This is a genomic window from Halorubrum salipaludis (assembly GCF_002286985.1).
GTDB classification, from domain to species: domain Archaea; phylum Halobacteriota; class Halobacteria; order Halobacteriales; family Haloferacaceae; genus Halorubrum; species Halorubrum salipaludis.
Window position 1 is genome coordinate 177338 of sequence record NZ_NSKC01000004.1, and the last position, 22362, is coordinate 199699.

Annotated in this window: 22 protein-coding genes; 9 read left to right on the plus strand and 13 right to left on the minus strand. The window is 69.7% G+C overall.

Translation table 11 applies throughout. The features are described 5' to 3' along the window. Positions 1–19 precede the first annotated feature (19 nt). Positions 20–238, minus strand: a complete 219-nt coding sequence (locus CK500_RS08945; RefSeq protein ID WP_095636888.1) for a DUF7472 family protein — start codon at positions 236–238, stop codon at positions 20–22. A 324-nt stretch (positions 239–562) separates the two neighbouring features. On the opposite strand from CK500_RS08945, the gene CK500_RS08950 reads away from it, so the two are divergent. Further along, complete coding sequence (locus tag CK500_RS08950) at positions 563–1087, plus strand: SWIM zinc finger family protein (RefSeq protein ID WP_095636889.1); 525 nt, start codon at positions 563–565, stop codon at positions 1085–1087. Here CK500_RS08950 and CK500_RS08955 read toward each other — a convergent pair. From CK500_RS08955 to CK500_RS08970, 4 genes are all read right to left on the minus strand, one after another. Further along, a complete protein-coding gene (locus tag CK500_RS08955; RefSeq protein WP_095636890.1) occupies positions 1068–1259 on the minus strand; it encodes a hypothetical protein in 192 nt (63 codons plus the stop codon). The genes CK500_RS08950 and CK500_RS08955 overlap by 20 nt on opposite strands. 125 nt (positions 1260–1384) lie before the next feature. After that, entirely contained in the window at positions 1385–1726 is a 342-nt protein-coding gene (gene rpl12p / locus CK500_RS08960; protein ID WP_095636891.1) for a 50S ribosomal protein P1, read from the minus strand. 18 nt (positions 1727–1744) lie between these two features. Beyond that, the gene (locus tag CK500_RS08965; protein WP_095636892.1) at positions 1745–2785 is read right to left on the minus strand and encodes a 50S ribosomal protein L10; all 1041 of its coding nucleotides are present in this window, start codon (positions 2783–2785) and stop codon (positions 1745–1747) included. Beyond that, entirely contained in the window at positions 2782–3420 is a 639-nt protein-coding gene (locus tag CK500_RS08970) for a 50S ribosomal protein L1 (RefSeq protein ID WP_095636893.1), read from the minus strand. The genes CK500_RS08965 and CK500_RS08970 overlap by 4 nt, the downstream gene beginning before the upstream one ends. Before the next feature lie 268 nt (positions 3421–3688). Between CK500_RS08970 and CK500_RS08975 the strand changes: the two genes are divergently transcribed. Together CK500_RS08975 and CK500_RS08980 are read left to right on the plus strand one after the other, a co-directional pair. Beyond that, positions 3689–5233: an acyl-CoA carboxylase subunit beta gene (locus tag CK500_RS08975; protein WP_095636894.1), complete on the plus strand. Its 1545-nt coding sequence runs from the start codon at positions 3689–3691 to the stop codon at positions 5231–5233. Next, positions 5233–5556: a hypothetical protein gene (locus tag CK500_RS08980; protein ID WP_095636895.1), complete on the plus strand. Its 324-nt coding sequence runs from the start codon at positions 5233–5235 to the stop codon at positions 5554–5556. The genes CK500_RS08975 and CK500_RS08980 overlap by 1 nt, the downstream gene beginning before the upstream one ends. Before the next feature lie 207 nt (positions 5557–5763). Here the strand turns inward: CK500_RS08980 and CK500_RS08985 are convergent, their stop codons facing one another. Then, a complete protein-coding gene (locus tag CK500_RS08985; protein ID WP_095636896.1) occupies positions 5764–6012 on the minus strand; it encodes a hypothetical protein in 249 nt (82 codons plus the stop codon). Between the two features lie 140 nt (positions 6013–6152). Between CK500_RS08985 and CK500_RS08990 the strand changes: the two genes are divergently transcribed. The 3 genes from CK500_RS08990 (at position 6153) to CK500_RS09000 (ending at position 9333) form a co-directional block, all read left to right on the plus strand. Next, positions 6153–8024 (plus strand): ATP-binding protein, encoded by a 1872-nt coding sequence (locus tag CK500_RS08990; protein WP_095636897.1) that lies wholly within the window; start codon positions 6153–6155, stop codon positions 8022–8024. 83 nt (positions 8025–8107) lie between these two features. Then, positions 8108–8638: a hypothetical protein gene (locus CK500_RS08995; RefSeq protein ID WP_095636898.1), complete on the plus strand. Its 531-nt coding sequence runs from the start codon at positions 8108–8110 to the stop codon at positions 8636–8638. 95 nt (positions 8639–8733) lie between these two features. Beyond that, complete coding sequence (locus CK500_RS09000; protein ID WP_095636899.1) at positions 8734–9333, plus strand: hypothetical protein; 600 nt, start codon at positions 8734–8736, stop codon at positions 9331–9333. Between the two features lie 64 nt (positions 9334–9397). Here the strand turns inward: CK500_RS09000 and CK500_RS09005 are convergent, their stop codons facing one another. Further along, entirely contained in the window at positions 9398–10627 is a 1230-nt protein-coding gene (locus tag CK500_RS09005) for an SPFH domain-containing protein (RefSeq protein WP_095636900.1), read from the minus strand. A 166-nt stretch (positions 10628–10793) separates the two neighbouring features. Between CK500_RS09005 and CK500_RS09010 the strand changes: the two genes are divergently transcribed. Then, positions 10794–12098: an O-acetylhomoserine aminocarboxypropyltransferase/cysteine synthase family protein gene (locus tag CK500_RS09010; protein ID WP_095636901.1), complete on the plus strand. Its 1305-nt coding sequence runs from the start codon at positions 10794–10796 to the stop codon at positions 12096–12098. Positions 12099–12125: 27 nt separating this feature from the next. On the opposite strand, the gene CK500_RS09015 is transcribed toward CK500_RS09010, so the two are convergent. Together CK500_RS09015 and CK500_RS09020 are read right to left on the minus strand one after the other, a co-directional pair. Next, entirely contained in the window at positions 12126–12956 is an 831-nt protein-coding gene (locus CK500_RS09015; RefSeq protein ID WP_095636902.1) for an ABC transporter permease, read from the minus strand. Beyond that, positions 12953–13906, minus strand: a complete 954-nt coding sequence (locus tag CK500_RS09020) for an ABC transporter ATP-binding protein (RefSeq protein WP_095636903.1) — start codon at positions 13904–13906, stop codon at positions 12953–12955. Before CK500_RS09020 ends, CK500_RS09015 begins: the two co-directional genes overlap by 4 nt. 323 nt (positions 13907–14229) lie before the next feature. On the opposite strand from CK500_RS09020, the gene CK500_RS09025 reads away from it, so the two are divergent. After that, positions 14230–15645 carry a GntP family permease gene (locus CK500_RS09025; RefSeq protein ID WP_095637061.1) on the plus strand — a complete coding sequence of 472 codons (1416 nt, stop codon included), beginning with the start codon at positions 14230–14232 and terminating at the stop codon, positions 15643–15645. 66 nt (positions 15646–15711) lie between these two features. Here the strand turns inward: CK500_RS09025 and ligA are convergent, their stop codons facing one another. From ligA to CK500_RS09045, 3 genes are all read right to left on the minus strand, one after another. After that, positions 15712–17862 (minus strand): NAD-dependent DNA ligase LigA, encoded by a 2151-nt coding sequence (gene ligA, locus CK500_RS09030; protein ID WP_095636904.1) that lies wholly within the window; start codon positions 17860–17862, stop codon positions 15712–15714. A 364-nt stretch (positions 17863–18226) separates the two neighbouring features. After that, complete coding sequence (locus CK500_RS09040) at positions 18227–18934, minus strand: hypothetical protein (RefSeq protein ID WP_095636906.1); 708 nt, start codon at positions 18932–18934, stop codon at positions 18227–18229. A gap of 55 nt (positions 18935–18989) precedes the next feature. Beyond that, the gene (locus CK500_RS09045; protein ID WP_095636907.1) at positions 18990–20165 is read right to left on the minus strand and encodes a metal-dependent hydrolase family protein; all 1176 of its coding nucleotides are present in this window, start codon (positions 20163–20165) and stop codon (positions 18990–18992) included. A 143-nt stretch (positions 20166–20308) separates the two neighbouring features. Between CK500_RS09045 and CK500_RS09050 the strand changes: the two genes are divergently transcribed. Beyond that, positions 20309–21994 carry an HVO_2922 family protein gene (locus CK500_RS09050; protein WP_095636908.1) on the plus strand — a complete coding sequence of 562 codons (1686 nt, stop codon included), beginning with the start codon at positions 20309–20311 and terminating at the stop codon, positions 21992–21994. A gap of 74 nt (positions 21995–22068) precedes the next feature. Here the strand turns inward: CK500_RS09050 and CK500_RS09055 are convergent, their stop codons facing one another. Next, on the minus strand, positions 22069–22341 hold the full coding sequence (locus CK500_RS09055; RefSeq protein WP_095636909.1) for a glutaredoxin family protein: 273 nt from the start codon (positions 22339–22341) through the stop codon (positions 22069–22071). Between the last annotated feature and the right edge of the window lie 21 nt (positions 22342–22362).

Here is a 22362-nt window from a genome sequence, read left to right on the forward strand (position 1 = left end):
GCCGGAGGCGAGTAGCCGTCTACTCGTCGTCGTCGTTCGCCCGGATGAGGTACGCGCCGACGAGCGCCATCAACAGGACGAACCCGGCGAGCAGCGCGACGAGGGCGATCGCACCGGTCTCCGGGAGCCCCTCGGAACCGCCGAACGCAACCCCGATCCCGACCAGTCCGGCGACGAAGACCGCCGCCGCCGACAGCGAGACCGCGATCTGCCGACGGAGCTCCGCGTCGATTTCCATGTCCGCGAGTTTCCGTCGCCGCTAAAAAAGGACTTCGATGAGGGCGCCGCGGTCGGCGGAACAGAGTCGGTGTGGCGGGTTCAACCGCGAAATCCCGGTTCTGAGTCCGTTTTGGCGCCGATCTTATCCGTTTTCGGCACCTATCTCGACGCGAAGCGAGGGACCCCCTCGCCGCCAACTATGACGCACACCCGAAACACACCCGCGTCAGCAGCCCCCGAACCGACTCCGTCGCGATCGCCGTCCTCGGCGTCGTCGCCGCCGTCGCCGCCGGGCAGCGAGGACGGGAACGATGACCGATCCGCCCGTGCCGCCGTAGAGGAGATGACGGTCCGCGCGCTCCGCGACCGGCGCTACGTCGTCGAGACCGACGGCGGGACCTACGTGGTCGCGCTCGACGCCGGCACATGCACCTGCCCGGACCACGCGATCCGCGGCTCGCGCTGTAAGCACCTCCGCCGCGTCGCGATGGAGGTGACCTCGGGGGTCGTCCCCGCGCCGGACGAGCGCGTCGGCGCCTGCGCGGTCTGCGGCGCGGAGACGTTCGTCCCGTTCGACGCCGGCGGCGCGCACCTCTGTGAGCGACACGCGTTCGACCCGGGCGCGGTCGTCCGCGACCGCGAGACGGGGAAGCGGCTCGTCGTCGTGGAGGTCACGACAGAACGGGCCGACGCCTACCGGACCGACGAGGGGCGAGTCATCGCCGAGTACCCCACGAACGCCGACTACGGGGCCCACGAGCCCGTCGTCGAGGCGGTGTACGCGGCGTCGATCCGCCCGGGGCGGAGCGTCGGCGACTGCGACAGGTACGGGTTCCCCGCGTCGCGGCTCACCCGGCCAAGTGACTGATGTCGCGGCGGAGCGTGTACCCCTTCGGGACGCCGACGGCGCCCAGGCAGTCCTCGCACAGGACCCGCTCGTAGTCGCGGTTCGTCTCCTTCTCGAGCAGCGAGACGTCTCCGATCGGGAACACCGACTCGCACCGATCGCACTCGACCTTGTCGCCGTCGACGATCTTCATCACGTCTCCGTATCCGAGATCGATATATAAACTCGCGGACGGCGTTATCACTCCGGATAGCGGGTCTCGATAAAAATCGGCGTTGAAGAGTCGGTCGACGCGGTCGGAGTCTCGCTCGTCCGGCGTTAGCCGAAGAGCTCGCCGAGACCTTCGCCGCCGTCGCCGTCTTCCTCGTCGTCGTCCGCCGCTTCCTCGGCGGCCTCCTCTTCGTCCTCGTCGTCGCCCTCGTCGGCCTCGTCGGCGTCCGCGGCGTCCGGGGAGCCGCCCGAGGCGGCGCCGGCGGCCGGGGCCGCGGCGGCCGTCTCGATGGCCTCCTCGATGTCGACGTCCTCCAGCGCGGCGACGAGCGCCTTGACGCGGGATTCCTCGACGTCGACGCCGGCGGCTTCGAGCACGCCGGTGACGTTTTCTTCGTTGATCTCTTCGCCAGTCTCGTTCAGGATGAGCGCAGCGTAAACGTATTCCATTGGTGTGTCCTCGTGGTGTTATCCGAACATCGCGCCGAGACCCTCGCCGCCGTCGTCGCCGTCGTCGTCGTCGGCGTCGTCGTCGGCCGCCTCAGCGTCGTCCGAGTCGTCTTCTTCCTCCGCCTGTTCCTCCTCGTCGGCGTCGTCCGTCTCCGGAGCCGGGGCGGCTTCGACGCCCTGCAGCTCCTCGGGGAGCGCCTCCTCGTCGTCGATCTGAGCCGCGAGCGCGCGGAGCTGGGCGTCGGCCTTCCCGATGAGGTCGGGCACGACGTCCGGGCTCTCGATCTCCGCGAACAGCCCGACGGACTTCGCCTCGCCGGACGCCTTCGCGAGAAGGGTGCCGGCGGTGGCGGCCGTCGGGTACGCGGCGTTGACGGAGAGGTTCCGCGCGGCGGCGGCCGCCGAGCGGATGTCCGCCTCGTACTCGTCGACGTCGATCTCGAGCTCGTCCGGCTCGAACAGGACGCCGTCGGAGTAGACGCCCTTGAGGTCGAGCCCGACTTCCTTCGGCTCGATGCCGAGCTCGGTCAGGACGTTCGCGAGGTCGTCGTCGACGACCTCGCCCTCGGAGAGGACCTTCGAGTCCTCGGTGACCATGATCGAGCCGTCCTGGATGCGCGCGGCCGCGCCGACGGTCTGGAGCTCGCCGACGAACGGCCCCGGGTCGACGCCCGTGTCACCCTCGGGGATGACGACGTCGTTGGGGGCCACCTCGCCCGCGTTGATCGGGGCGGGGGTCTTCGAGGCTTCCAGCTGCTTGAAGAGGCCGAACGGGTTGTCGTTCGTGCCGATGAGCGCGACCTGACCCGAGACGTACTGGGTCAGCTCTTCGACGCCGTCGTTCACCTCTTCGAGCGCGCGGACGGTGAGCGTGTTGCGGCTCATCCGGACGTCCGCGGAGCCGTGGAGCTCGCGGCGCATGGCCTGGAGCTGGCGGCTCGGGATGCCGGCGACGCCGACGATCCCGACGGAGTTGAACGACTCGATGAAGTCGACGAGCTCGTCGACCTCCTCCTGTTTCCACTGCGGGATCGTCTCGGTCTTGCGGACCGAGCTCATACGGGCACCTCCTTGGCGGGACCCATCGTGGTCTTCACGTAGATCCCGTCGATGTTGAGCGGCCCCTTCTCGAGGCTCGCTTCGAGCCGCCGGATGATGACGTCGATGTTGTCCGAGATCGCGTCGGGGCCCATGTCTTCGGCGCCGACGCGGGTGTGGAACGTGCGCCGGTCTCGCGACCGGAGCTGCACGGTGTTTTTCATCCGGTTGACTGTGTCGACGACGTCGTCGTCCGGCTGTAGTGGGGTAGGCATCTTCCCGCGCGGACCGAGGACGGTACCGAGGTACCGACCGATGTCCTGCATCAGGTTGGCCTCCGCGACGAAGAAGTCGGTCTCGTCGGCCAGGTCCTTTGCGCGGTCGTCGTCGTCTCCTAAGTCTTCGAGGTCGTCGCTGTCGAGCACTTCGTCAGCGACCTCCTCTGCGCGGACGGCGGTTTCGCCCTCCGCGAAGACGACGATCTGTGTCTCCTGCCCCGTTCCAGCCGGCAGCACGACGGACTCGTCGATTCGGTTCGACGGATCGTTGAGGTCGAGGTCTCGCAGGTTGATCGCGATGTCCACGGTCTCGCGGAAGTTCCGCTCGGGCGCATCGTCGAGTGCGAGGGTTACGGCCTCTTGTATTGTGTCTGCCATTTTCACCTCCGTAGTACGCAGGTCGCTCCTACGGGTCAGTGAAACAGGCGAAGCCTGTCTCACCGGAAAGTGGTTCATCGGAGGTTTAAAAGCGTCGAACCGCCGGTCGGGGTGTGAACCGGAGACAGGGGCCGTGCGGGCGGTTCGCGCACCGACCCTCCACCGGGCGATTCGACGGGCGTCGAACTCGAGAACGTCGCGTAGGGGAACCCTTTTGATGCCGCTCGCCGACCCACGAGGTAATGATTCAGGGTGGTCCGGCGTGACGATGGACGACCGCATCGAGGACCTCCGCGAGCGCCGCGAGCGGGCCGCGCTCGGGGGCGGCGAAGAGCGGATCGAGTCCCAACACGAGAAGGGCAAAATGACCGCGCGCGAGCGCATCGACTACTTCCTCGACGACGGGACCTTCCACGAGTTCGACCGATTCCGCACCCACCGGAACCACAAGTTCGGGATGGAGGAACAGCAGATCCCGGGCGACGGCGTCGTCACGGGGTACGGCGAGGTGAACGGGCGGAAGACGTTCGTCTTCGCCCACGACTTCACCGTCTTCGGCGGCTCGCTCGGCGAGGTGTTCGCCGAGAAGGTGTGCAAGGTGATGGACAAGGCGATGGACGTGGGCGCGCCCGTCGTCGGCCTCAACGACTCCGCGGGCGCCCGGATTCAGGAGGGCGTCGGGGCGCTCGGCGGCTTCGCGGAGATCTTCCGGCGCAACACGGAGGCGTCCGGCGTGATCCCGCAGATCTCGGCGATCATGGGCCCGTGTGCGGGCGGCGCGGTGTACTCCCCCGCGATCACGGACTTCACGTTCATGGTCAAGGACACCTCGCACATGTTCATCACCGGCCCGGACGTCATCGAGACCGTCACGGGCGAGGAGGTGAGCTTCGAGGAGCTCGGCGGCGCGGTGACCCACACCTCGACCTCCGGCGTCGCGCACTTCGCCGAGGAGAGCGAGGAGGAGGCGCTCGATAACATCGCGCGGCTGCTCTCGTACCTCCCCGCGAACAACGTCGAGGACCCGCCCCGCGTCGAGCCGTGGGACGACCCGGAGCGCGCCGACGAGGAGCTGGCCGACATCGTCCCGAACGCCCCCCGGAAGCCGTACGACATGAAGGAGGTCGTCGGCAGCGTCGTCGACGAGGGGTCCTTCTTCGAGGTCCAAGAGAACTTCGCGAAGAACATCGTCGTCGGCTTCGCCCGCCTCGACGGCCACTCGATCGGGGTCGTCGCCAACAACCCCCGGGTGAACGCCGGCACGCTCGACATCGAGTCGAGCCAGAAGGGCGCGCGGTTCGTCCGCTTCTGTGACGCCTTCAACATCCCCATCCTCACCTTCGAAGACGTGCCCGGATTCATGCCCGGAACCGACCAGGAGCACAACGGGATCATCCGCCACGGCGCGAAGCTGCTGTACGCCTTCTCGGAGGCGACCGTCCCGCTCCTCACCGTCATCACCCGAAAGGCGTACGGCGGGGCCTACTGCGTGATGTCGTCGAAACACATCGGCGGCGACGTGAACTACGCGTGGCCGACCGCCGAGATCGCGGTGATGGGGCCGAAGGGCGCCGTCAACGTCCTCTATCGCGAGGAGCTGGCGGAGGCCGACGATCCCGACGCGCGGCGCCAGGAGCTCATCGACGAGTACCGCGAGGAGTTCGCGAACCCGTACACCGCCGCCGACCGCGGCTTCGTCGACGACGTGATCGAGCCCGCGGAGACCCGCGCGCGGCTGATCGACGACCTGACGATGCTGAAGGGGAAGCGCTCGGACGCGCCCGAGAAGAAACACGGCAACATCCCGATCTGATGGCGGCCGACGCCCCCCGCGCCGACGACGCGCCGTCCGCCGACACCGACGGCGACGCGGACGCCGCCCTCGATCGCCTGTCAATCCCGGACGACGCCGGCGACGCGGAGGCGGCCGCCATCGCCGCCGCGGTCGCGGCCCACCTCCGAGACGGCGAGCGCGCCGCCGCCGCGGCCGCCGCCGCGGACGGCGAGCCGGACTGGGAGGGCGAGCGCTGGTCGTTCGCCGGTCGGGTCGATCGGCTGCAGAATCGGTCCGTCCGCGTGCCCGTCGACGCGCCGACCGACCCGTGGACCGCGGCCGGCCGCGCCGACCGGTTCTGAGTCGGAGCGCGCATTCCCCCGGCGGCGAACCCGGTCGATCCGGCGGCCCTCAGTGGGCCTCGGCGGTTCGGCCGCCATGCGAACCCGTCGCAGGGCGCGTCGGAAGATACGTCCGATCGCGTATATGTCTGGGGTTGACAGCTACGATCGACAGCGACTGCTGACAGCCGCCGTCGACGGCGACCGCCGACAGCTACCGCCGCCGGGTCACGCCTCGCGCGACTCGTCGGCGTCGGCGCCGCCGTCTCCGGGGTCCTCGATCGGGTCGTCGCGCCACTCGTCCGCCGAGCCGCCGCCGAGGAGGCGGTTGAGGACGATCGGGACGACGCCCGCGAGGACGGCGAGGAGGCCGATCCGGACCAGCAGCGAGGCGTCCGTCAGGAGCGTCGCGGCGAGGTACGCGCCCGCCGCGACCAGCACGGACGGCAACACGTAGGGGTTTCCGGCCGAGAGCATGTCCGAGTATGGCGGCCGGCAGGCCCTTAACCGTCTCGGGGAGTCGCGGGGTTCGCGGACGCGGTACGACGATCGTCGTCACCGATCGTCGTCGCGGACCGATAGAATGAGGTGGGTTATGGTGGAATAACCGTGTAAGAATGTTCGACAAGGTTCTGGTCGCGAACCGCGGCGAGATCGCGGTTCGGGTGATGCGCGCCTGTGCGGAGCTGGGTGTCGACACCGTCGCGGTCTACAGCGACGCCGACAAACACGGCGGCCACGTCCGGTACGCGGACGAGGCGTACAACGTCGGGCCCGCCCGCGCCGCCGACTCGTACCTCGACGGCGAGGCGGTCGTCGACGCCGCGCGGAAGGCCGGCGCCGACGCGATCCACCCCGGATACGGCTTCCTCGCCGAGAACGCCGACTTCGCGGCCCGCGTCGAGGCCGCCGACGGGATCACGTGGGTCGGCCCCGCCAGCGACGCGATGGAGCGGCTCGGGGAGAAGACCCACGCCCGCCGCGTGATGGACGACGCCGACGTGCCCATCGTCCCCGGCACGACCGAGCCCGTCACCGACGTGGCGGCCGTCACCGAGTTCGGCGACGAGCACGGCTACCCCGTCGCGATCAAGGCCGAGGGCGGCGGCGGCGGTCGCGGGATGAAGGTCGTCGAGAGCGCCGACGAGGCCGAGGATGCGCTCGAGTCCGCGAAACGCGAGGGCGAGGCGTACTTCTCGAACGACTCCGTCTACCTCGAACGGTACCTGGAGACCCCCCGCCACGTCGAGGTACAGATCGTCGCGGACGCCGGCGAGGACGGCGAGGGACCGGCCGACGAGAGCGACGTGGTCCACCTCGGCGAGCGCGACTGCTCGCTCCAGCGCCGCCACCAGAAGGTGATCGAGGAGGGCCCCTCCCCCGCGCTCTCCGACGAGCTGCGCGAGAAGATCGGCGAGGCCGCCCGTCGCGGCGTCGCCGCCGCCGACTACACCAACGCCGGCACGGTCGAGTTCCTCGTCGAGGAGGACATCGACCGCGACCCCTCGGAGCCGCTCGGGCCGGACACCCCCTTCTACTTCCTCGAAGTCAACACCCGCATTCAGGTCGAACACACCGTCACGGAGGAGCTGACCGGGATCGACATCGTGAAAGAGCAGCTCCGGGTCGCCAGCGGCGAGGGCCTGTCCGTCTCGCAGGACGACGTGGATCTGGATGGCCACGCGATCGAGTTCCGGATCAACGCCGAGAACGCCGCGAAGGAGTTCCAGCCCGCCAACGAGGGCCGGCTCGACACGTACGACCCGCCGGGCGGGATCGGCGTCCGCGTCGACGACGCGCTCCGGCAGGGCGACGAGCTCGTCACCGACTACGACTCGATGATCGCGAAGCTGATCGTGTGGGCGCCGGACCGCGAGGAGTGTCTCGCCCGGTCGAAGCGCGCGCTCGCGGAGTACGACCTCGAGGGCGTCGTCACCATCGTCCCGTTCCACCGGCTCATGCTCGACGACGACCGCTTCGTCGACGGCACCCACACCACGAAGTACCTCGACGAGGAGCTCGACGACGAGCTGATCGCGGAGGCACAGGAGAAGTGGGGCACCGAGTCGTCCGCGGGCGGCGACGACGAGGAGGTGTCCGAACGCGAGTTCACCGTCGAGGTGAACGGCAAGCGCTTCGAGGTGGAGCTGGAGGAGCGCGGCGCGCCCGCGATCCAGGTGCCTGGGGGCGGCGCGGGCGGGGGCGGCGGCCAGCAGCGCCCCCCGCAGGCGACCGACGACGACGGGGACGATGACGCGGTCGACGTGGCCGAGGGCGGCGAGGCGATCGAGGCGGAGATGCAGGGGACGATCCTCTCGGTCGACGTCGACGAGGGCGACGAGGTCGCCGCGGGCGACGTGGTCTGCGTGCTCGAAGCGATGAAGATGGAGAACGACGTGGTCGCCGAGCGCGGCGGCACCGTCGCGAGCGTCCGCGTCGGCGAGGGCGACAGCGTCGACATGGGCGACGTGTTGATCGTCTTGGAGTAGGGCGCCGACGCCCCGACGCCGATTCTCACGCGGCGAAATCCGCGACGCCGGGGTTTTTATCTGCGACCGTCGGAACGGGTCACATGAAGCGCCGCGCGGTGGTGGCCGGACTCTGTGCCGTCGCCAGCGCGGGCTGTACCGATCGGCTCCGGGACCTCGCGGCGTCGACGCCGCGGGATCTGGCCGTCCGGAGCCGCTACGTCGACGGCGACCCGCTCGTCGAGGGACAGAGCGTGCGCTCGCTCCCCGAGGGACTGCTGACGCACGCCGCCTCTTTCCGGTCGAAATCGACGGCGAAGGCGGCGGTCCGACCCGGTCAGCCGGAGACGACGGCGTTCGTCGAGGAGACCTCGTTCGTCGACGACGGCGGCGGGTCGGTGCTCGTCGCCGCACAGCGCCTCACCGCGCCCGAGGTCGAGCTCCGGCTCGGCTCGGTCAGCCGCACCGGGGACCGTTCCCTCCGCGTCGCCGTCGACGTGGCGGGGGTCCGCGGCGAGGTCGAGACCGACGACCCCGTCGTCAAGACCCTCCTCCTGCGGCTGACGGACGAGCGGGGGCCGCCCGAGCGCGTCGTCGTCTCGATCGACGGCGACCGCGCCGGGGTGACCGTCTGAGGCGGGCGCCGCGACTCTCCCGTCTGGACGCGGCCGATCGCCCGGCCCGTCTCGCGTCCCGCGATCGTTTAGTGGCTCGGCGGTCTTCCGTCGGTATGACATCCCTTCGTCGCCGCCTCGTCGGGTCCACGCTGCTCGTCGTCGCCGTCGTCGCGTTCGCGTTCGCGGCCGATATCGCGCCCACGGTCGTCCCCGAGTCGGCGGCCGCGTCGGCCGACGTGGCGCGCATCGCTCCCTCGCCGGTCTCCGGGCTCGCCGCGCCGGCGCTCCTCGCGGTCGGTTCCGTGCTTCTGGTCGCCGGCGGGGCCGCGCTCGCCGGCGCCGATCTCTCCGCGCGGGCGACCCTCCTCGCGCCCGCCCTCGGAGCGGTCGTCGCCTTCGCGGTCGCGTCCGGAATCGTCGCCGCGCCCGCCGCGGTCCTCCCCGCGTTCGCCGAGGCGGAGGCGCTGGCGGCCGCAGTCGGCGGGTGGCCGGGCACGATCGCGGCCGGCGCCGTCGTCGGAGCGGCGATCGCGCCCGTGGTCCGCGCGGCGACCACGGAGGACACGGTCACCCTGCTCGTCGGTGCGGCGCTGCTGCTCGTCGCGGTCGCCGCCGCGTCCGACTCGCCGCTCGCGCTCGTCGGCGGCGGCGTCGCCGGCGCCCTCGCAGTAGGCGCGCTCTGGGCGATCGATCCGGCGACGTGGCGCCCGTGAATCGGCCCGTGGCGCCCGTGAATCAGCCCGTGGCGTCGGGTCAGAAAGAGGAAGCGGTCGGCGCTCAGTCGCTCGGCCGCTCGCTTTCGGCCTCCAGTTCGATGTCGCGGTCGGCCTCCCGCGTCTCCCCCTCCTGACGGGCGAGGTCGACATCGCGGGCCGCGTCCGCGTCGCGCGTCTCGTCGGTGCGGAGGTCGCTGTCGGCCACCGTGTCGAGCTGTTCGAGGGCGCTCTCGATGTCCTCCAGCCCGAGCAGCTTCTCCGTCTCCTCGTCGAACTCCTTCCCCTCTAACCCCTCCATCTGTTGCACGTCGGAGCCGGACAGCGCCTTGCCGTAGCGGCCGACCAGACTCGTCAGTTCCTGCGGGAGCACGAAGGTCGTGGACTCGCCCTTGCCGATCTCTTCTAAGGTCTCCATGCCGCGCTCGATGATGGCGCGTTCGCCCATCGACTCGGCCGAGCGGGCCCGCAAGACCGTCGAGATCGCGTCCCCCTGCGCTTCGAGGATCTGGCTCTGCTTTTCCCCCTGCGCGCGGATGATGTTCGACTGCTTGTCACCCTCCGCCTGCTCGATCGCCGAGCGGCGTTCCCCCTGCGCTTCGAGGATCATCGCGCGGCGGCGACGCTCCGCGCCCGTCTGTTGCTCCATCGCGCGCTGGACCTCCTGTGAGGGGCTCACCTCGCGGACCTCGACCGCCTCGACGCGGATCCCCCACTCGTCGGTCGGCTCGTCCAACTCCTCGTTGATGCGGTCGTTGATCTGGTCGCGCCGGGAGAGCGTGTCGTCGAGCTCCATGTCGCCGAGGACGGCGCGGAGGGTCGTCTGCGCGAGGTTCGAGACGGCGTTTTTGTAGTCGTCCACTTCGAGGAAGGCCTTCTTGGCGTCCATCACCTTGATGTAGACGACCGCGTCCGCCGTCACCGGCGAGTTGTCCCGCGTGATCGCCGACTGGCTCGGCACGTCGATCGTCTGCGTCCGCATGTCGAACGCGTACGTGCGGGAGACGAACGGCGGGATGAGGTGGACGCCCGGCTCGAGCAGCTTGCGGAACTCGCCGAACACCGTGAGCGCCTCCTTGTCGTAGGCGTCGACGATCTCGACCGCGCTGACGACCGTGACCGCCGCCACCAACACCGCGAGCGCCGCGACCCCGTAGACGAGGCTCTGACTGAGGAGGGCGAAGCCGACGAGGAGCGCGCCCGCGAGCGCCGTGTACTGCCAGACGCCCTCGGGGATTGAGCTCGTCGCCTCCCCCATCTTGAAGGCGGTACTGCGCGGACCTTGTGTTCCCATGGCCTCAGTTACGGCCCGACGCTGTTAACGGTTGGCACGAGCCCCTCGTTTCCGGTGGAGATCGGACGGAGTTCGCGGAGTTCCGCCCCGAAATCTGCCTCCAAGATACCGGAAACGCCCGCAACGTCCGGGCGGCTTTAAGCGCACGGCGCGCGCATGCCGAGCCATGCCAACAGACGAGGACGACGGCGACCACGAGTTCGACACGCGAAGCGTCCACGCGGGATCGAGCGCGGACCCGGCGACCGGCGCCCGCGCGACGCCCATCTACCAGACGACCTCCTACGAGTTCGAGGACGCCGACCACGCCGCCCGGCTGTTCGGGTTGGAAGAGGCCGGAAACGTCTACTCCCGGCTGATGAACCCGACCAACGCCGCCCTCGAAGAGCGGATCGCCTCGCTGGAGGGCGGCGTCGGCGCGGTCGCGACCGCCTCCGGGATGGCCGCGCTCGACGTGACGACGTTCCTGCTCGCGTCCGCCGGGGACAACATCGTCTCGTCGTCGGCGCTGTACGGCGGCACCTACACCTACCTCACCCACTCCGTCGAGCGGCGCGGGATCACGACGCGGTTCGTCGACCCGCTCGACTACGAGGGGTACGCCGACGCGATCGACGAGGACACCGCCTACGTCCACCTCGAAACCATCGGCAACCCGGCCTTGGTCACGCCCGACATCGAGCGGATCGCCGACATCGCCCACGACCACGGCGTCCCGCTGTTCGTCGACAACACGTTCGCGACGCCCTACCTCTGCCGGCCGCTGGAGCACGGCGCGGACCTCGTCTGGGAGTCGACGACGAAGTGGCTCACCGGCAACGGAACCACCGTCGGCGGGGTCGTCGTCGACGGCGGCTCGTTCCCCTGGGGAGAACACGCCGAGAAGTACCCCGAGATCGCGCAGGACAACCCCGCGTACCACGGGATCAACTTCGTCGACGCGTTCGGCGACGCCGCGTTCACCTTCGCGGCGGTCACCCGCGGGCTCCGCGACCTGGGCGACCAGCAGTCGCCGTTCGACGCCTGGAACACCCTCCAGCAGACCGAGTCGCTCCCGCTTCGGATGGACCGTCACTGCGAGAACGCCGGCATCGTCGCAGAGTACCTCGAGGAGCACGAGGACGTGGCGTGGGTGAACTACCCCGGTCTGGAGAGCCACGAGACCCACGAGGAGGCCAGCGAGTACCTGGAGGGCGGCTACGGCGGCATGATCACCTTCGGGCTGGAGGGCGGCTACGAGGCCGCGAAGGGGACGGTCGAGGAGGCCGACCTCGCCTCCCTGCTCGCGAACGTCGGCGACGCCAAGACGCTCATCATCCACCCGGCGTCGACGACCCACCAGCAGCTCACCGAGGAGGAACAGGAGTCGGCCGGCGTCACGGGCGACATGGTGCGGCTCTCCGTCGGCATCGAGGACCCGGCCGACATCGTCGCCGACCTCGAAGCGGCGATCGAGCGCGCGTCGGCGTAGTCCGACGCGGAGAGCGGCCGTCGGCTCTTATAAGTCGTCGCCGTCGAACTTCCAGAGCCCGGCAAGCGGCGGCGCGATCGTCCAGAACACGAGCATCGACACCGCCGAGATCTGTCGGTTGACGGTCTCGCCCGAGAATAGCTGCTCCCCGAGGAACGCGCTGGAAAGCAGTTCGACACCGGAGATCGGGTTCGCGACCCGCAGGAACACGCGGACCTGTCGTTGGGAGACCGGAAGCGGGTCGATCAGCCCGCTCGCGGCGTCGAGAAGCTGCCCGGTGACGAAGCCCCACAGCACCACGAACAGGACGAAGATAGCGACCCCGCCGATCAGCGCGCGGCGCTGCGTCGTCGCGGCCGCCGAACAGCCGACCGTGATGGCGACGAAGACGATCCCGAGGACCGCGGCGAAAACGGTGTAGCCGAGGAACGCGCCGACGTTGAACGTCGCGAGCGCCCCGGTCTGTGCGAGCGCGAACAGCACGAGCCCCGGCAGCAGAAATCCGGCGAGAACCGCGAGCGCGAGCGCGCCGCCCCGTCCGATCACCTTCCCGAAGACCACGTCGGCCCTGGAGTGCGGCAGCGACAGGAGCAGCTTCAGCGAGCCGGACTCGCGCTCGCCGCTGACGGCGTTGTACCCGACGACGACGCCGACGAGCGGGACGAGCGTCGTCACGAGGAAGGGGCCGACGGCGAAGCTCAAGAGGGCCTCGGTCGCGAACTGTTCGCCCTGGCCGGTCGGCCTGACGACGTACGCGAAGATCGCGACGAGAAGCGAGAACAGCGCCACGAGGATCAGCATTCCACGGGACCGCACCGCCTCCTGGAAGTCCTTCTCCGCGATGGCGACGAGGCTCATCGGCTCACCTCCTCGGGCGCCTCGCCGGCGCGTTCACTCGGCGCGTCGCCCTCGGTGTACGCTAAGAAGAGGTCCTCCAGCGACGCCTCTCGCGTGTGGAAGTCGGCGACGGCGACCCCGGCGTCCTCCAGGGCGCCGATGACTCGCGTCTTCGCCCCGTCGGCGCAGCTCACGACGAGGACGTCGCCGTCGCGGTCGACGCGGCTCACGCCGTCGACGTCGCGGACCGCGTCGGTCGCGCTCTCGTCGCCGTCGCCCTCGATCGCGATCTCAAGCGTCTCCTCGCCGCCGACGGCCTCGCGGAGCCCCTCCACGGAGTCCTCGGCGACGAGTTCGCCGTCGCGCAAGATTCCGACGCGGTCGCAGACGGCCTCGACCTGTTCGAGGATGTGCGAGGAGAAGAAGACCGTCGCGCCGCGGTCGGCCTCGGCGCGGACGATCTCCCGCATCTCCTTCGCGCCAGCCGGGTCCAGCCCGGAGGAAGGCTCGTCGAGGATGAGGAGGTCGGGGTCGCCCGCGAGCGCCATCGCGAGCGCGAGTCGCTGGCGCATCCCCTTCGAGTAGCCGCCGGCCTTGCGGTCGGCGTCGCCGAGGAGCCCCACGCGGTCGAGGAGGGCGTCCGGGTCGTCGTCCGCCTCCTTCGATCGGACCGCGAACTCGACGTGTTTGCGCCCCGAGAGCCGGTCGTACACCGCGAACCCGTCGGGAAGCACGCCGGTGCGTCGGCGGATCGCGACGCCCTCGGCGGTGGCGTCCCGTCCGAGCACGCGCACCGTCCCCTCGGTCGGCCGGACGAGGTCGAGCACCATGTCGATGGTCGTCGACTTGCCGGCGCCGTTCGGGCCGAGGAATCCGTACACCTCGCCCTCCTCGACGGAGAGATCGAGGCCGCGAACGGCCGTGACGTCGGCGAACTCCTTCGTCACGCCCCGCAGTTCGATGGCGGTCATACCGCCCCGTTGCCGCGTCGTCAGATAAAGGGTTGTGGGTCGTGACTGCGAGTCGCGACGGGAGTGGCGGCGTGTCGGAGGCGACAGCAGCGCACGCCGGGCGAGAGCGACACGCGTCACCGAGCGGGACAGGAGATCGAGAGAAACCATCATAAAATTGATTATAAATAATAATTATCGCATATTTGACTGTACTCTCGGCTCACGGCACGTACACGCCGGCAAAAGCGGAGATCCGCTTCGGCACTCGCAAATCAGGAGACTACGGAGCTATTTCTCGGCTTCGAAAATTTTAATTATTTATCTAGGGGATGTTCGGCGGGATGATACCGACACCGTTGCAAGCAACTGTTCATTTCTCGCACAGTCCACTACTAACATTCATAATCGGGCTGATACTCGTCGTCGCGATGCTCGTGTGGCTGGATCTCCCGGCGTTTATCGGGCTGATCATCTCGGCGTTCCTCGTCGGCGTGGTGAACACGATCTTCGTCGCGGACTTCGCCGCCGCCGACGCCGGCAGCCAGGTAGCGACCGCGTTCGGGGACGGCATGGCGGGGATCGGGATACCCATCCTGATGGCCGCGATCATCGGCAAAGGAATGTTGGAAAGCGGTGCGGCCCAGCGGATCGTTCGCGGGTTCCAAGGGGTGCTCGGCGAGAGCAACTCCGACATCTCGCTGCTCGGGAGCAGTTCGGTGCTCGCGGTTCCCGTGTTCTTCGACAGCGTGTTCTACCTCATGGCGCCGCTCGCCCGGTCGATGCGGGCCCGCGTCGGCCGCGACTACACGCTGTTCATCGTCGTCGTCGGCGCGGGGGCCGCGACGACGCACGTGTTCGTCCCGCCCACGCCCGGCCCGCTCGCGGTCGCCGACCAGATCGGAAGCAACCTGTTCATGACGATCGTCATCGGGCTGGTGACTGCCATTCCGGCGGCGATCGTGTCCGGGCTCGTCTACGGTCGCTGGATCAACAGCCGGCTCGACATCCCGCTGCGGGACACGATGGCGACCTCGACGGAGGAGCTACAGGAGGTCGCCGACCGGCCGACCAGCGAGCTGCCGGGCGTGCTCGAGTCGCTGGCGCCGATCCTGCTCGCAGTCCTGCTGATCGGGTCGTCGACGTTCGTCAACACGTTCCAGGAACTGTACCCGTTCCTCGCCTCGCTGCAGCCGATCACCGACTTCCTCGGGAACAAGAACGTCGCGCTGACGATCGCCGCGCTCGCGGCCGCGTACACGTTCTACCGCTACGACGATATGAGCCAGAGCGAGTGGAGCGATGAACTCACCGAGGCCCTGAAAAGCGGCGGGAACATCGCCGCGATCACGGCGGCCGGGGGGGCGTTCGGCGCGCTGCTCGCGGCCTCCGGAATCGGTGACTACCTGGCTAACGCGCTCCAGGAAGTGGGCATCGGCCTGCTCGTCACGGCGTGGCTCATCGCCGCGATCGTCCGCATCGCGCAGGGGTCCGCCACGGCCGCGATGTTGACCGCCGCCGGGATCATGGCGCCGCTCACCGGGCAGTTGACCGTCAACCCGGCCTACCTCGTGATGGTCATCGGCGCGGGCGGGAACATCTTCTCGTGGTTCAACGACTCCGGCTTCTGGCTCGTCAGCGAGATCGGAGGGCTCACCAAGACGGAGACGCTGAAGACGTGGACCGCCCTCACGACGATCATCTCGGTGACGGGACTCGTGACGGTGCTGATCGTCTCGACGATCTTCCCGCTCGTCTGACGCGAGCGGTTCGGTTTTTCTTTTAAGACGCCGAGGGAGATTCCGCCGCTACTCGTCGCTACCGGTCTACTCGTCGCCCTCGGGCGGCCACGCCACCCCGCGCTCGCCGAGCAGGTCGGCGAACTCCGCCTCGTCGACGACCGGCACGCCCTTGGCGTCGGCGTCGTCGCGCTTCGACCGTCCCGGACTCTCCCCGGCGACGAGGTAGTCGGTGTTGCCCGAGACGCTCGACGTGGCGTCGGCGCCGTGGGCCTCCACGTGCGCCTGCGCCTCGCTCCGGGTCGTCGACAGCGACCCCGTGAACACGAACGTCAGCCCGTCGAGCGCGTCGCCGGTCTCGACCTCGACCGGTTCGGGGTCGACCCCGCGCTCGCGGAGCCCCTCGATCGCCGCCCGGTTCTCGTCGGCGTCGAGGAACGTCCGGATCGACTCGGCCACCTCGGGGCCGACGTCGTCGACCTCGCGGAGCGCCCCCTCGTCGGCGTCGAGGACCGCGTCGAGGCCACCGAAGTGCGCCGCCAGCGCGCGGGCCGTCGTCGCGCCCACGTCGGGGATCCCGAGGCCGGCGAGGAAGTCGTCGAGCGGCGGGTCGCGGGTGGCGTCGAGCTCCGCGATCAGGTTCTCGGCGCTCGTCTCGCCCCACCCCTCCAGCGCGGCGAGGTCGTCGACGGTGAGGTCGTATAAGTCCGGCAGCGACGCCACGAGGCCGGCCTCGCGGAGCTGCTCGACCCGTTCGGGGCCGAGCCCCTCAATGTCGAGCGCGTCCCGTCGCGCCCAGTGTTCGACCGCCCGCTCCAGCTGCGCCGGACAGCCGAGCCCGCCGGTACAGAACGCGAGCGGGCCGTCGCGCTCGACGGGGGCGTCACAGACCGGGCAGGTCTCGGGGAAGGCGTAGGTCCCCTCGGACCGCTTCTCGACCACCTCGGGGACGTAGGGGATCACGTCGCCGGCGCGGTAGATCCGCACGCGGTCGCCGACGTTCACCCCGAGCGCCTCGATCTCGGCCGGGTTGTGCAGGGTCGCCCGCGAGACGGTGACGCCGCCCACCTCGACCGGCTCCAGCTCCGCGACGGGAGTCAGTCGGCCCGTCCGCCCCACCTGCACCGTGACGCCCTCCACAGTCGTCGTCGCGGTGCGGGGCGGGAACTTGTACGCGAACGCCCAGCGCGGCGCCCGCGCGGTCGAGCCGAGCGCCTCGCGGTGGGCGCGGTCGTCCACCGAGATGACGACCCCGTCGATCGCGAAGTTCAGGTCCTCGCGGTCGGCCATGAGCCGGTCGCGGTAGTCGAGCGCGCCCTCGATGTCGTCGACGCGCTCGACCCGATCGGTGCGGCGGAGCCCGAACGCGTCGAACGCGTCGAACTCCGCCCAGTGGGTGTCGGGGCGCTCCACAGACGAGCCCTCTCCGTCGTTTTCCCACCCCAGCACGTCGAAGAAGAACACCTCGAGGGGGCGCTCCGCGACGACCGAGGGGTCGAGCTGGCGGAGGGTGCCGGCGGCGGCGTTTCGGGGGTTCGCGAACGGCTCCTCGCCGCGCTCCATCAGCTCCTCGTTGTACGCCGCGAACGCGTCGCGGGGCATGTACGCCTCCCCGCGGACCGCGAGCCGGGCCGGCGCGTCGCCGCGCAGCTTCCCGGGGACGGACCGGATCGTCCGGACCTGCTCGGTCACGTCGTCCCCCTCTCGCCCGTCGCCGCGGGTGGCGGCGCGGACGTACTCCCCGTCCTCGTAGACCACCTCGACGGAGAGCCCGTCAAACTTCGGCTCGCAGACGTACTCGACCGCGTCCGGGTCGAACCCCTCGGCGTCGAGCCCGCGCCGGACGCGCTCGTCGAACTCGCGGACCGCGTCGGCCTCGGTCGCGTTGTCGATGGAGCGCATCGGCGCGACGTGCTCGACCGTCTCCAGTTCATCGAGCGGTTCGCCGCCGACCCGCCGGGTCGGCGAGTTCTCGGTCGAGAGGTCGAACGCGTCCTCCAGTTCCTCGAGCCGGGCGAACAGCCGGTCGTACGTCTCGTCGGGGATCAGGGGGTCCGCCTCCACGTAGTACCGGTAGTCGTGCTCGCGGACCGCCGCGCGGAGCAGCGACGCCTGCTCGGCGGCCTCGGGCTCGGAGAGCTCCGCGACCGGCTCGAAGTCGGTCAGCGGCGACTCCACGTAGGGGTTCTCGTCCGGGTCCGCGTGCCGGGGCGACGACCCGGAGTGCGCGCTCGTCATCGCCCGATCCTTGCGGCGGCTCTGGTTAAAAGCGACCGTTCGGGAGCCGGTTCGCCGTCGGCTCGCCGTCAGTTTTCGGTCGATTCGCCGTCAGTTCGCCGTCGGTTCGAGATCGAGACTCTCGGCCCCGTCGCGGGGTTTTAATTCGGCCCGATGCGAACCGAGCGCGTGTTCCGAACGCCCTCCTGTCCGAACTGCGGGAGCGCGTATCTCGTTATCGAGAGGCGGCTGCACGGCTCCCCTCGACGGACGAGCGGGAGGATCGAGAAGAAGTACCGCTGTTTCCGGTGTTTTCACGGGTTCTCGGAGGACGACGTGGAGCCGCCGGCGTAGGCTGCGTCGACGCCGATCCCTACCGTGGAACTCAGCCGTCCCATTCACACGGCGCGTAGTCGATCACTCCCTGCGAGACGTGTACCTCGTCGTCGGTTATCGTGACTTCCGCTTCCGTCCGAAAGTCGTCGACGACGAAGTCGAACCGACGCGTCTCCTCGGAACCGGTCAGCGTCTCGACGGTTAGCTCGTAGCTCCCGAACTCGTCGGTCGGGTGGTACTTCCGAAAGTCGTGGGACTCGATCGTGACGGTCTCGTCGACGAGGGGCTCCTCGCCCGCCAACTCGATACGCACCTCGTGTTCGCGGTCGGCGGTGTTTCTGACCGTGAAACTCGGCGGATCCGGTTTCCTGACCGAATCGACCTCGGTGAGCATGAGGGTCTTCGCCTCGCTGTCGACGTCCTCAACACGGGGGTCGTAGGGGGTGTCGTCGATAACGACGTACGAGTACGAAGCGTCGACCGCGTCGTCGAAGCGCAGCGACTCCGATCGGTAGTCCCCGTTTTCGAGGGCGGCGTCGATTTCGGTCCGAACGTCTCCTGGGAGCCGGTGATACTCGATTCTGACCAAGTGACACTGATCGTAGCCGGGCTCCGAGGCCTCCGAATCACCCGGAGGTTCCGATCGCTCCGAATCCTCCGAAGCCACCGGATCGGCGGTCGACAGACAGCCAGCCGACGGGATTCCGAGCAGACACGCACCGGCCAGTCGCAGCGCGCGCCGCCGATCGGGCGCCATACACCGACAGTGCAAAGCGGCGGGTGAATGCTTTGTGGCGGCTCGGGGTCGCGCCCTACGCAACCCGCTCGCCCGCGGCGAACACCGCCTCGGGCTCTTGCCACGCCGTCACGTCCTCGGTGGGGTCGGCGTCGAGGACGACGAGGTCGGCGCGGTACCTCTCCTCGATCCGACCCACGTCGTCGAGCCCGAGCAGGTCGGCGGCGTTGACGGTGGCGGCCGCCAGCGCGCCCTCCGGCGAGAGCCCGTAATCGACCATGTACTCCAGCTCCCGCGGAATGTCCGCGAAGAAGTTGAACGGGGTGCCGGCGTCGGTCCCCATCGCGATCGGGACGCCCGCGTCGAGCGCGCGGTCCCACGCGTCGTCGAAGCGGTCGGCCGCGTCCTCGGCCTTGTCGACGGCGTCTTCCGGGATCCCGGCCTCGGTCCCGTGGTCGACGATCCCGCGGAGCGCGCTCGCGGTCGGCACCCAGTAGGTCCCGCGCTCGGCCATCATCTCGGCGGCCTCGCGGTCCATGAAGGTGCCGTGCTCGATGCTCGTGATCCCGGCCTCGACCGCGTTCTTGATCCCCTCCTCGCCGTGGGCGTGGGCCGCGGTGGGCGTGTCGGTCGGCGCGGCGGCGTCGGTAAAGGCCGCCAGCTCCTCGGGGGTGAGCTCCGGGGCGCCCGTCACTGCGCCCTCGGTGAGCACGCCGCCGGTCGCCATGCACTTGAGCACGTCCGCGCCGGCCTGCAGCTGTTCGCGGGCCGCCTTTCGGACCTCGCTTGACCCGTCAGCTTCGCGCCCGAACCAGTTGCCGTGGCCGCCGGTCATGATCACGTTGCGGCCGCACGCGAGGACGCGCGGGCCGGTGATGTCGCCGTTCGCGACCGCGTCCGCGGCGTCGAGCGCGAGCGTCCCGCGGCTCCCCAGGTCGCGGACCGTCGTGACCCCCGCTTCGAGGGCGTCTCGGAGGTTACCGGTCGCCCGGTAGCTCGCGGTGTAGTCGCTGTCGGAGACCGCGGTGGCCACGTCGGGCCGCCCGTCCATCATCACGTGGACGTGCGCGTCGATCAGGCCCGGCGCGACCGCCGAACCGCTCGCGTTCGTCTCGGAGTCCACTTCGTCTTCGCCGCCGATCGCCTCGACCGCGTCGGGCCCGGCAGCGACGATCTCGCCGTCGGCGACCGCGACGTCGGCCTCGCGGACCCCGTCGGCGTCGACGACTCGTCCGCCTCGGATCACGTGCATACCCCCACGAGAGAGCGTTCGGCCCGTAAACGCTCGGGTCGCGGTAGTCCGTCGCGGGAGAATTAGGGGACCGGTACCGCGTCACGGACCGGTTCGTGTCACGCACCCATACCTATAATTAACAGGGCGTCGACTTCCCGGCCATGGCAAGCGACAGACAATCCGGGTCACCCGGCGGACTGTACGCGCGGCGAATCGGGACTCCGACGACCAACGACGAGGTAAACGGGTTCTGGCTGTTCGGGTTCGGCGTGTTGCTCGGACTGGCCGGAGTCGTCCTGTTTTTCCTCACCGAATCGGCGACGACCACCCGCGGGCTCGCGTACGCGCTCGCGGCGCTGGCTCCGCCGTTCGTCATGCTCGGCGCGGTGATTCGCTTCCCGCTCCGCAAAGCGGGGACGTACCTCGGCTACCTCGGGACGGCGGTCAGCGTCCTCGGCGTGGTCTGGTTCGTGAACATCTTCCCGGACGGCTGGTTCACCGCCTCCGGCGATGCGACCGTGATCGCCGTGTACGGGGTCGGTCTCGGGCTCATCGGGCTCGCCGGGACGGTCGTGCCGCTCATCACCGATCCGGTCCGCGAGGACTACGAGCGGATGCAGACCGAGACGGCGGCCGCGACCGCCGAGCGCGACGAGACGAGCGCGGAGCTGGAGTCGACCCGCGAGGAGTTGGCGGCGGCCGAGTCGGAGCTGGAGTCGACGGAATCCGATCTCGCGGCGGCCAACGAGGAGCTGTCGGAGACGGAGTCGGCGCTCGACGCGGCCCGCGCGGAGACCGCGGCGCTGCGGGAGAGCAAGGCGCGGTTCGAGCTGTTCGAGGACGCGGGCGGCAAGCCGCGCTGGCGGCTCCGCCACCGCAACGGCAACGTGATCGCGACCGCCGGACAGGGGTACAGCAGCCGGGGCAAGGCCCAGAAGGGACTCCACAGCGTCCGGCGGAACGCGCTCGGCGCGGGGATCCTCCGGATCGAGACCCCGGTCGACGAGGCCGAGGCGATCGCCGACGACGACGGTCCTGAGCCCGAGGACGCCGCGGACCCGGAGGTCGCCGTCCCGAGCGAGGACGAGGAGATCGCGAGCAAGGCGACCTTCGAGCTGTACGAGGACGCGGGCGCCGAGTGGCGCTGGCGGCTCCGCCACGACAACGGGAACGTGCTCGGCGACTCCGGGGAGGGCTACTCCTCCAAGTCGAACGCGAAGCGCGCGCTCGGCCGCGTCCGCGAGCACGTCGCCGCCGCGGACTACCTCCGCGTCGACCCGGCCGCCTTCGAGGTGTTCCGCGACGCGGGCGGCGAGTGGCGCTGGCGGCTCATCCACGAGAACGGGAACGTGCTCGCCGACTCCGGCGAGGGGTACTCCTCCCGGTCGAAAGCCCGGCAGGGGCTCGACAGCGTGCGGTCGAACGCCGCCGAGGCGGGTCTCGACGCCGACGGCGAGGAGAGCGAGGGCGGGAGCAAGGCGACCTTCGAGATCTACGAGGACGCCGCCGACGAGCACCGCTGGCGGCTCCGCCACGACAACGGGAACATCATCGCCGACTCCGGCGAGGGGTACGCCTCCGAGTCGAACGCGCGGGACGCGGTCGAGCGCGTCCGCGAGTACGGTCCCGACGCCGACGTGTTAGAGGTCGGCAGCGCCGCCTTCGAGATCTACGAGGACGCCGGCGAGGAGTGGCGCTGGCGGCTCCGCCACCGCAACGGCAACATCGTCGCCGACTCCGGGCAGGGGTACGCCTCCCGGTCGAACGCGGTCGAGGGCGTCACGACGGTGAAGCGGAACGCGCCCGGCGCGGAAGCGGAGACGGTCTCGGGCGAATCGGGCGAGTAAGTCGACGCTTGCCGGGGTCGCCGGCGCGGTTTTCGCGTTCTTTTAAAAGTCGATCAGGATGTTTTAACAGGCGATCAGGACGCCGCCAAGAGCTTCAGCCGCAGATCCCGCTCGTCGACCTCGTACTTGAACGCCGGGTGACCGTCTATCAGCACGTAGGGGACGCGCTCACCGTACTCCTCGGCCAGTTCGGGGTCCTCGTCGACGTCGACCATGTCGAGGTCGATCGCCACGTCGAGGTCGGCGGCGGTCGACTCGATGGTCTCGCGGGCGACCTCGCACAGCGAACAGTCCTCGCGGGTGTACACCGTGACGGGGACGGCCTCCGAGGCGTCCGTGTCGCTCATAAATGGGGGTTGGATCGGGAG